We start from the raw sequence: 9,193 nt of genomic DNA on the forward strand, positions 1-9,193 counted from the left end.
GCGGCTTCCTGCGTTTCCTGCCTATTTCCTTAATTCCGCGGAGAAAGATTGCTCCAGCGCGGCGACCGCCGCGGCATGCGCCGCCGCGACCTCCTCGTCGGTCAGCGTGCGCTCCGCATGGCGGTACACGAGCGCCAGCGCGACGCTCTTGCGGCCGGCGCCGAGCTTTTCTCCGGTGTAGACGTCGAACACCCGCACCGACTCCAGCAGCTCGCCGGCCGCCTCGCGGACAGCGGCGGCCAGCGCGGCCGCCGGCACCGTCTCGTCGACCGTCACCGCGATGTCGCGGTCGGCCGCCGGATAGCGCGGCAGCGTGCGGTAGACGATCGAGCGGTCGGCCGCATCGTACAGCGCGCCCAGCTCCAGCTCGGCGACGAAGACGTCGTCAAGGCCGAGCTCCAGCTGCAGCTCCGGATGAAGCTGGCCGACGTAGCCGATCGTCTCCGCTCCGCGCTCGCCGTCCAGCTTGACGGCGGCCGTGCGGCCCGGATGCAGGCCGGACGGAGCGGCGGCCTCGTAGGAGACCGATCCGCTCAGGCCGAGCGCGGCGAAGATCGTCTCCAGCACGCCCTTGGCGTCGTAGAAGTCGGCCTTCTCCGCCTTGCGGTTCCACGCGGCGGAGCGGCTCGCTCCGGTCAGCAGCAGCGCGAAGCGATGCTTCTCCTGCGGCAGACGCGTCAGCGTCTCCTCGTCGGTGTGGAACACCGTGCCGATCTCGAACAGCGCGAGATCGTGGTTTTTGCGATTGCGGTTGTACGCCGCCGTCTCCAGCAGCTGCGGCAGCAGCGACGTGCGCAGCACGCTGCGCTCCTCGCTCATCGGCATCGCCAGGCGGATCGGCTTCGCGTCCTGAGCGAGGTCCGGGAACAGCCCCGCCCGCTCCGGCGCCGTGAACGAGTAGCTGATGACCTCGTGCAGGCCGGCGTCCGACAAGCGGCGGCGCAGCTCGCGGCGCACCGCCTGCGGCGCGGTCAGCGAGCCCGGCGTCGTCTCGCCGACGATCGGCGTCGCCTTGATGTTGTCGTAGCCGTACAGGCGGGCGATCTCCTCGATCAGGTCGACGTCGCGGGAGATGTCCCCGCGGCGCGTCGGCACCTGCACGCGGAGCGACCCGTCGCCGACCTCGGAGTCGAAGCCGAGGCGGCCGAAGATCGCCTGCGCCTCCAGCTTGGAGATGTCCGCGCCGAGATAGCCGGAGATCCGCTCCAGCGACACCTCGATGACGACCGGCTCGTACGTGCGCGCCACGTCCTCGGCGATGCCGTCGGTGACGAGGCCGCTGCCGAGCTTCGCGATCAGCGAAGCCGCGCGGTCGAGCGCCGGGATGACGCGCGCCGGATCGACTTCCTTCTCGAAGCGCAGGCTCGCCTCCGAGCGCAGGCCGAGCTGGCGGGACGTGCGCCGCACGACGGAGCCGTCGAACTTGGCGGATTCGAGGATGACGTTCGTCGTATCGCCGTCCACCTCGGAGTTCGCGCCGCCCATGACGCCGGCAAGGCCGATCGCCCGCTCGCCGTCGGCGATGACGAGCATATGCGGCTGCAGCTTGCGCAGCTGGCCGTCCAGCGTCTCCAGCTCCTCGCCTTCGCGGGCGAAGCGCACGACGATGCTGCCGCCGGCCACGCGGTCCGCGTCGAACGCATGGAGCGGCTGGCCGTATTCCAGCATGACGTAGTTCGTCACGTCGACGATGTTGTTGATCGGCCGGATGCCGGCCGCCATCAGCCGGTTCTGCAGCCAGAGCGGCGACGGCGCGACCTGCACGCCGCGGATGTAGCGGGCGCTGTAGTGCGCGCACGCCTCGCGGGCGTCGATGCGCACGGACAGGCGGTCCGCCGTCTTGTCCGCCGCGCCGAATACGGCGCTCTCCGGCAGCTTGACCGGACGGCCCGTGAGCGCGCCGATCTCGTAGGCGACGCCGAGGTAGCTGAGCGCGTCCGAGCGGTTCGGCGTCAGATCGAGCTCCAGCACATGGGCGCCGAGGTCGAGCACGTCGACGATCGGCCGGCCGAGCTCCAGCTTCGGCAGGACGAGGATGCCCTCCTGCAGCTCCTTCGGCAGCAGCTTGTCGTTCAGCCCGAGCTCGCGCGCGGAGCAGATCATGCCCTGCGACTCGACGCCGCGCAGCTTGGCGCGCTTGATCGCGAGGCCGCCCGGCAGCTTCGCGCCGACGGTCGCGACCGGCACATGCTGGCCGGCGTCCACGTTGGCCGCGCCGCAGACGATCTGCAGGTCCTCGCCGGCGCCGACGTCGACCTTGCAGACGTTCAGCTTGTCGGCGTCGGGATGCTTCGTCTTTTCCTTGACGTAGCCGACGACAACGCCGCTTACGCCTTTATCCATCGCCTCGACGGCGTCGATCTCGATGCCGCCGGACGTCATCTTCTCCGCGATCTCCTGCGGCGTCAGCCCTTCAAGGCTGATGTAGTCCGCCAGCCAGTTCGTCGATATTTTCATGGCGCTAGTCCCCTCTCTTTCCTTACATCCGCTCGAACTGGCTCAGGAAGCGCAGGTCGCCCGCGTAGAAATGGCGGATGTCGTCGATGCCGTATTTGAGCAGCGCGATCCGCTCGATGCCCATGCCGAAGGCGAAGCCGGTCACTTCCTCCGGATCGTAGCCGCCGGCCTCGAGCACCTTGGGATGCACCATGCCGCAGCCGAGAATCTCGAGCCAGCCGGTCTGCTTGCACATCCGGCAGCCGCTGCCGCCGCACTGCGAGCAGGTGACGTCGACCTCGGCGCTCGGCTCGGTGAACGGGAAGAAGCTCGGGCGCAGGCGGATGCGCGCCTGCTTGCCGAACATCTCCTGCACGAACTGCAGCAGCGTGCCCTTCAGGTCGCTCATGCGGATGCCTTTGCCGACGACGAGCCCCTCGACCTGGTTGAACTGGAACGAGTGCGTCGCATCGTCGTCGTCGCGGCGGTACACCTTGCCGGGGCAGATGACCTTGAGCGGCGACTTGCCGTTCATCGCCTTCATCGCGCGGATCTGCACGGGCGACGTCTGCGTGCGCATGAGGATCTCGTCGGTGATGTAGAACGAGTCCTGCATGTCGCGGGCCGGGTGGTCCTTGGGCAGGTTGAGCGCCTCGAAGTTGTAGTAGTCGGTCTCGACCTCGGGACCTTCGGCGATCGTGTAGCCGAGGCCGATGAAGATGTCCTCGATCTCCTGCGCGACCTTATTCAGCGGATGGACCGCTCCGGTCGGCAGCGCGCTGCCGGGCAGCGTCACGTCGATCGTCTCCGAGCGCAGCCGCAGCTCGGTCTCGGCGCGCCGGTAGACCGCCGCCTTTTCCTCGATGACGGCCTCGATCGCCCCGCGCACGCGGTTGGCGACCTCGCCGACGGCCGGACGCTCCTCGGCGCTGAGCGCGCCCATGCCGCGCAGAATTTCGGTGAGCGCGCCTTTTTTGCCCAAATACTTGATGCGAAGCTCGCCGAGCTCCTGCGGTCCGGCGACTCCTTGCAGCTCCTGCAGCGCTTCCGCCTGCAAAGCCTCCAAACGTTCCTTCATCGCTAACGCCTCCTTCGGACTTGGCTCCGGCTGCCGCCGCAAGCCGCTGTGAAAAAACAAAAAGGCCCTTTCTCCGCTAGGGACGAAAGGACCGTGGTACCACCCTGATTCCAGCCGCTGGGCGGGGCATCTCCTGGAGGCGGAAAACCCGCCGGAAAAGCCGCTCGTCCCTGGCGCGGATGCGCCGGGCTGCTTGAAGGCCGGATAACGGACGGCTGCCCGCGAGCCCCTACAGGCGTCCTCGCGGACGCGTTCAAGGCTCGAGCTCCGGAGTGAATTCGGCCGGCTGGCTGCCGGGGACCGCTCTCAATCGGCGGCGGTCCCTCCCTGTCGGGCCAGGCATGGCGTACTGGTCTCCATCGATGCTGGTGGATATCTTGGCTCATTATATCCAGACAGGGTGGAAAATGCAACTGAAGGGGCTCCGTCCGCCCGGCATCGGCAGCCGGCGGCTGCAGCGCGGCAGCCGCCGCTTCAGGTCCGGCGGACGATTCGGCAGGCAAGGCCGCGCGGCTGGGCCCGGCCGCCTGCTCAGCCCTTCGAGCCGCCGCGGCGCGTGAACGCCGCGATGACGGCGACGACGCCGAGCGCCAGCGCGATGATCGAGAGGATCAGCGGCAGGCTGTCCTTCTCCGCAGCCGGCGCAAGCGGCTGATCGACAGCCGGGGCGTCGCTGGCGGCCGGAGCGGCGCTTGGCGATGCGCTTGGAACGGCGCTCGGCGCCGGGCTCGCTTCGGCCGCGCCGTGGCCATGGCCGTCGCTCTCGGCCTCGCCGGCGCCTACGGCCGTGACCGGACCCGGATAGTCGGCGTCCGGCGCGCCGATCCACTCGACGACGCTGCTGTCGCTGTACGTCTGGTAAGCCTTCCACTTGAGCTCGGTCGCGTCCGCCTCTACCTTGCCCGACAGCTTGAACTCGGTAAAGTTCTCGACGGCCAGTCCCTGGCCTTCTTCCGCCGTCCAGGTGATGCGTTCGATCTTGCCGTCGGCCGAGCGCTCGAGCTCGGTCTTCCAGCCGGGCTGCGGCTGCGTGCGGGTGATGTTCACGCCCTCCGGCACGCGCACGGCGACCGCGGTCGTCAGCACGTCCTTCTTCTCGCTCGGCACCCGCACCGTGAACACCTCATACGAGTTCTGAGCGACCTCCTTGGGCCATACCGTCACATGGGCGCTCGCCATGCCGGCCATCAGGAACAGCGACAGCGCGGCGAGCAGAGCCGCGACGCTCCCTTTGCTGCGGGAGAGCGCGCTTTTGCGGCGTTGATTCATGTCTTGTTTCCTCCTGTCGGACTGTTGTGCTGGTCCGTGATTTTCTTTTACAAGTATAGGATCGCCGCAGGCAATGGACATGACCCGAAAGGGCTATGATCTTGACAAAAATGAGGACGACGGCCGGTCCGCCGTCCGCTCGGGAAGGTGGGACCGGCCGCCGTGCGGACCGCCCTCTCGCCGACTCAGCCTCCGCCTGCGCCGCGGTCCATGAGCCCGTTCTCGTAGGCGTAGCGCGCGAGCTGGACCCGGTTGTCGAGATGCAGCTTCTGCAGGATGTTCTTGAGATGGTTCTTGACCGTATTCTCCGAAATGCCGAGCGCAGCCGCCGCCTCGCGATTGGAGTCGCCGCGCGCGACGCGCTCGAGGATCTCCTTCTCGCGCTCGGTGAGCGGAGACAGCGTCGACGCCGCCGTCCGCGGAGCGGAAGGGATCGCCGTCCGCGGGTCCGCGGACGCGGAGGCCCGCCCTCCCGGCAGGAATTCCTGCAGGATGCGCGTCGCCAGCTCCCGGCTCATCGGCGCCTGGTCGAGCGAGACGGCCCGCAAGTAATCGAGCCAGGCGGACGGGGACAGGTTTTTGAGCAGATAGCCCTGGGCTCCCCGCTTGATCGCCTCGAACAGGTCGGCGATATCGTCGGACACCGTCACCATGACGATCTTGACGGACGGCAGCGACGCCTTGATGCGGGACGTCGCCTCCAGCCCTCCGACGCCCGGCATGCGGATGTCCATCAGGATGAGGTCCGGCTGCAGCTCTTCGGCGCGCGCGACCGCCTCCTCCCCTCCCGACGCCTCTCCGGCGATCTCGAAGAAAGGGTCCTCCGAGACGATCATCCTCATTCCTTCGCGCCCATGCGGATGGTCGTCGACCAGCAGCACCCGCACCGGGTCGTTCCGTTCGGCAGCATTCATCGTCTTTCCTCCTCGATGTTCATGGCTTCAACTTGGCGTCAGACGGCTGGCGCATGATTTCGACGGACGTGCCTGTCTCCAGGTCGGGGCGGGGGCTCTGGAACCGGAAGCTCCAGCCCGCGCCTTCCGCGCGGTCGCGCATCATGCGCACGCCGTAATGGCCCTTGGCCGACTCGGCTCCCGGCGAAGCGCCGAGCCCGTCGTCGGCGACGACGCAGCGAAAGCCGTCCGCTCCGACCTGCCGGCAGGCGACGCTCACGAGCGAGGCGGAGGCATGCTTGCGCACGTTCATGAGCGCCTCGCGCACGATCGCGAGCAGCTCGACCTTTTCGCGGCTCGTCAGCAGCAGGTCGGGCAGCTGCCAGTCGATCTCCGTGCTCGTCCCCGACTCCTCCAGCTCGGCCGCGGCATCCTGCAGCGGCTGCAGCCACGGCATGCCGCTCTCCGCCGCCGTATCCGCCGAGCGCAGGCTGGCGATCGCCTCCCGCACGTCCTCGTACACATGGCGCACCGTGCCGCGGATCTGCTCGCTCGCCTGCTTGACCTCCTCGGGCGACTCCGCCCGGTCGAGCCGATCGAGCTTGACCGACAGCAGGAACAGCGACTGCGAGATGCCGTCGTGCAGCTCGCGGGCCATCTGATCCCTTTCCTGGACGGCCGCCTTCACCGCCTGCTCGCGCCGCAGCTGCTCCTGCACGTTCTCAAGCATGGCGAACAGCTTGGAGAGCAGCGTCACCGTGACGAGAAAAACGAGGATCGGACTGATGACGTTGCCCGTGTCCATCGACACGTACGGCAACAGGAACGTATGGCGGGCATATTCCCATGCCGCCGTCAGGACGGTCGGCGTCCAGAGGATGAGCCTTTTGATCGTGCTTGCTTTCATCTCGTCCGTCTCCCCCTCCTCGGCCGGCCTGCCGGCTCCTCTCGCAGCTCCTGTCGCCGCTCGTCAGTAATTGCGGAAGCTCAAGCGCTCGACCCGCTCGTCGTCGTTCGGGTCCATGACGCGGACCTCGGCCGTCCAGCGGCCCGCGAACGGAAGATACGTGCCCTTGGCCCGGTAGGCCGTCTTGGTGTAGCCTTCGAACGTGCTGATCTCGTCGTCCTTGAACGGCTCCAGCGGAATCTCGATCGCGCCGAGCTCCGGCTTGTCTTCGGACATGAGGCGCAGCTGGACCGACTTCGGATCGCCCAGGCTCTTGTGCATCCAGATGCGGACCGTGAACTCGTTGTCTCCCGGCACGTTCGGCGCGATCCGGATCGACACATGCATCTCGCTGCCCATCTTGTGCCAGCCGACCGGCTCGTTGGCCGGAAGCGGGCTGATGTAGGTGAAAATGCCGACGATGACGAGGATGAGCGCCATCAGCGCGCCGTCGGCCTTGAGCAGCGCGCCGCCCGGGAAGCCAGACCGCTTCATGCGGACGCGGATCAGGAAGCCGGCTCCCGCCACGAGCACGACCAGCCCGGTCTTGACAAGCAGCAGGATGCCCCAAGGCGTCAGCAGCAAATACTCGGGCTTGGTCATGTACAGGAGCGTCAAGCCGATGCCCGTCAGCGTCAGCGCCACGATGCTGATCCAGGCCATGCGCGAGAAGCTGGCGGCGAAGCGTCCGGCTTCCTTGCGCTCCGCCTGCCAGAGGACGAGCAGCAGCATGAGGCCGCCCGCCCACAGCGCCGCGAAGGCGAGATGGACGTAATCGAGCGAGAGCGCCGCCCAGCGCGGCGCGGCTGCGGCCGCATGGCCGCTCCACGCCTCCGTCGCGAGCAGCGGAAGCGCCCAGACGAAGCGCAGCGCGCTTCGGCCCGCCGGAAGCGCGAGGCCGGCAAAGGCGAGCAGCAGCAGCGCCAGGTAGCTCTGTCCGACGGCCGTAGCCGTGAACAGCCGGCTCCATTCGGACGCCGGCTGGCCGATCATGAGCTGCTGCGTCTCGACGAAGACGTAGAGCAGCGCGGCGAGCACGAGCGCCTGCTGCGGCAGCCGCTCGAGCCGTCCGCGCAGCGGCTCGGGGATGCGGGACCAGCCTTGCCGGTACAGCAGCGGCCAGAGCGCCGCTCCGGCGGCCAGCATGAGCGCGGCGTAGTACAGGAAGCGCACGGCGTACAGGATCAGGCTGGCCGTCGTCAGCCCGCCTTCTTCGTGGCCGGCGTGGCCGAGCTGGGCATGGACGTCGAACGTCGAGGCGTCCCGCGCGGCGGGCGGGTCTCCGACGACGAAGACGTAGGAGCCGCCGACCGGATGGCCGTCCTCGGAAATGATGCGGTAGCTGACCGTATAGACGCCCTCGCCCAGCTTGGGCAGCGGCAAGGTCAGGGTCAGCCCGTCCTCGCTGAGCTTCGCCCGCTCGGCGGTGACGGGGTCGGAGCTGCCGTCCAGCACCTCGAGCGCGCCGACCGCGCCTTCGATGCGCTCGTTGAACACGAGCCGCACCTCGGCGGGCGCGGCTTCGAGCCGCGAGCCCGCTGCCGGGCTCGCTTCGAGCAGCGACGCGTGCGCCGCCGCCTGCTGCGGCAGGCCGAGCAGCAGCGAGAGCAGCGCCAGGACGCCGAGCAGCGCGGCGTTGAGGCGCCGCAGCGTCAGGCGCGCGGCGCGCGGGGAGGCGCCGGGCCGCCGGTGCGAAGCTGGCCGCGGCCGCTTGGCGGCGGCTGCGGCGCGGTGGCCGGCCGCCAGGGGGCGCGGAGCCGAGGCGCGGTGGCCGGGCTCCAGGGGGCGCGAAGCCGAGGCGCGGTGGCCGGGCGCCGGGGGGGGCGAAGCCGAGGCGCGGTGGCCGGGCGCCGGGGGGCGCGAAGCCGAGGCGCGGTGGCCGGCCGCCAGGGGGCGCGGAGCCGAGGCGCGGTGGCCGGCCGCCGGGGGGCGCGGCGCCGAGGCGCGAAGGCCGGCCGCCGGGGGGCGCGGAGCCGAGGCGCGGTGGCCAGGCGCCGGGGGGCGCGGCGCCGAAGCGCGGTGGCCGGCCGCCGGGGGGCGCAGAGCCGAGGCGCGGTGGCCGGGTGCCGGGGGGCGCGGCGCCGAGGCGCGGTGGCCGGGCGCCGGGGGGCGCGGCGCCGAGGCGCGGTGGCCGGGCGCCGGGGGGCGCGGCGCCGAGGCGTGCTGGCCGGGCGCCAGGGGGCGCGAAGCCGAGGCGCGGTGGCCGGGCGCCAGAGGGCGCAGAGCCGAGGCGCGGTGGCCGGGCGCCGGGGGGCGCGGCGCCGAGGCGCGAGGCCGATGGAGCGCCTCTGGCCGAGGCCGCTTTGCGGCGAGCTCGGTCTCGTGCGAGGTTTGAGACTGCTTCCGCGCCGTTGCCGCTCGTATGGCGTCCGGTGGGAATTCGTTGCGTGAGTTGGCGTTCATGCGCTCGGGGGCACTTCCTTTCGTTCCTTCCTCTCGCCCTCTAGTTTACTTGATGGGCTCCATCTCGACCAATCCGGTTTGTGAACATTTGGGGAAGGCCCGGCAATTCCGGGCGTTCTGCCATCCTCGCACCCGAGTTACTCGGTTTTTCCGCGCAACTCCCTCCGT

6 protein-coding genes are annotated in these 9,193 nt (G+C 69.5%); all 6 read right to left on the reverse strand.

The features are described from left to right. Positions 1-21 precede the first annotated feature (21 nt). On the reverse strand, positions 22-2,457 hold the full coding sequence (gene pheT, locus H582_RS0119555; protein WP_028599896.1) for a phenylalanine--tRNA ligase subunit beta: 2,436 nt from the start codon (positions 2,455-2,457) through the stop codon (positions 22-24). A gap of 22 nt (positions 2,458-2,479) precedes the next feature. Next, on the reverse strand, positions 2,480-3,514 hold the full coding sequence (pheS, locus tag H582_RS0119560; RefSeq protein WP_028599897.1) for a phenylalanine--tRNA ligase subunit alpha: 1,035 nt from the start codon (positions 3,512-3,514) through the stop codon (positions 2,480-2,482). Between the two features lie 531 nt (positions 3,515-4,045). Next, positions 4,046-4,783, reverse strand: a complete 738-nt coding sequence (locus H582_RS0119570) for a YcnI family copper-binding membrane protein (protein WP_028599898.1) — start codon at positions 4,781-4,783, stop codon at positions 4,046-4,048. A 185-nt stretch (positions 4,784-4,968) separates the two neighbouring features. Next, entirely contained in the window at positions 4,969-5,697 is a 729-nt protein-coding gene (locus H582_RS0119575; protein WP_028599899.1) for a response regulator, read from the reverse strand. 19 nt (positions 5,698-5,716) lie between these two features. Further along, the gene (locus H582_RS0119580; protein ID WP_028599900.1) at positions 5,717-6,583 is read right to left on the reverse strand and encodes a sensor histidine kinase; all 867 of its coding nucleotides are present in this window, start codon (positions 6,581-6,583) and stop codon (positions 5,717-5,719) included. Between the two features lie 63 nt (positions 6,584-6,646). After that, a complete protein-coding gene (locus tag H582_RS0119585; RefSeq protein WP_205621427.1) occupies positions 6,647-9,025 on the reverse strand; it encodes a copper resistance CopC/CopD family protein in 2,379 nt (792 codons plus the stop codon). Between the last annotated feature and the right edge of the window lie 168 nt (positions 9,026-9,193).

Origin of the sequence: Paenibacillus pasadenensis DSM 19293 (assembly GCF_000422485.1) — a bacterium.
Taxonomy (GTDB): Bacteria; Bacillota; Bacilli; order Paenibacillales; family Paenibacillaceae; genus Paenibacillus_O; species Paenibacillus_O pasadenensis.

Coding starts and splice junctions, on each gene's coding strand:
- pheS (WP_028599897.1), bottom strand. CDS start 3,514: ATGAAGGAACGTTTGGAGGCTTTGCAGGCGGAAGCGCTGCAGGAGCTG.
- H582_RS0119575 (WP_028599899.1), bottom strand. CDS start 5,697: ATGAATGCTGCCGAACGGAACGACCCGGTGCGGGTGCTGCTGGTCGAC.
- pheT (WP_028599896.1), bottom strand. CDS start 2,457: ATGAAAATATCGACGAACTGGCTGGCGGACTACATCAGCCTTGAAGGG.
- H582_RS0119585 (WP_205621427.1), bottom strand. CDS start 9,025: ATGAACGCCAACTCACGCAACGAATTCCCACCGGACGCCATACGAGCG.
- H582_RS0119580 (WP_028599900.1), bottom strand. CDS start 6,583: ATGAAAGCAAGCACGATCAAAAGGCTCATCCTCTGGACGCCGACCGTC.
- H582_RS0119570 (WP_028599898.1), bottom strand. CDS start 4,783: ATGAATCAACGCCGCAAAAGCGCGCTCTCCCGCAGCAAAGGGAGCGTC.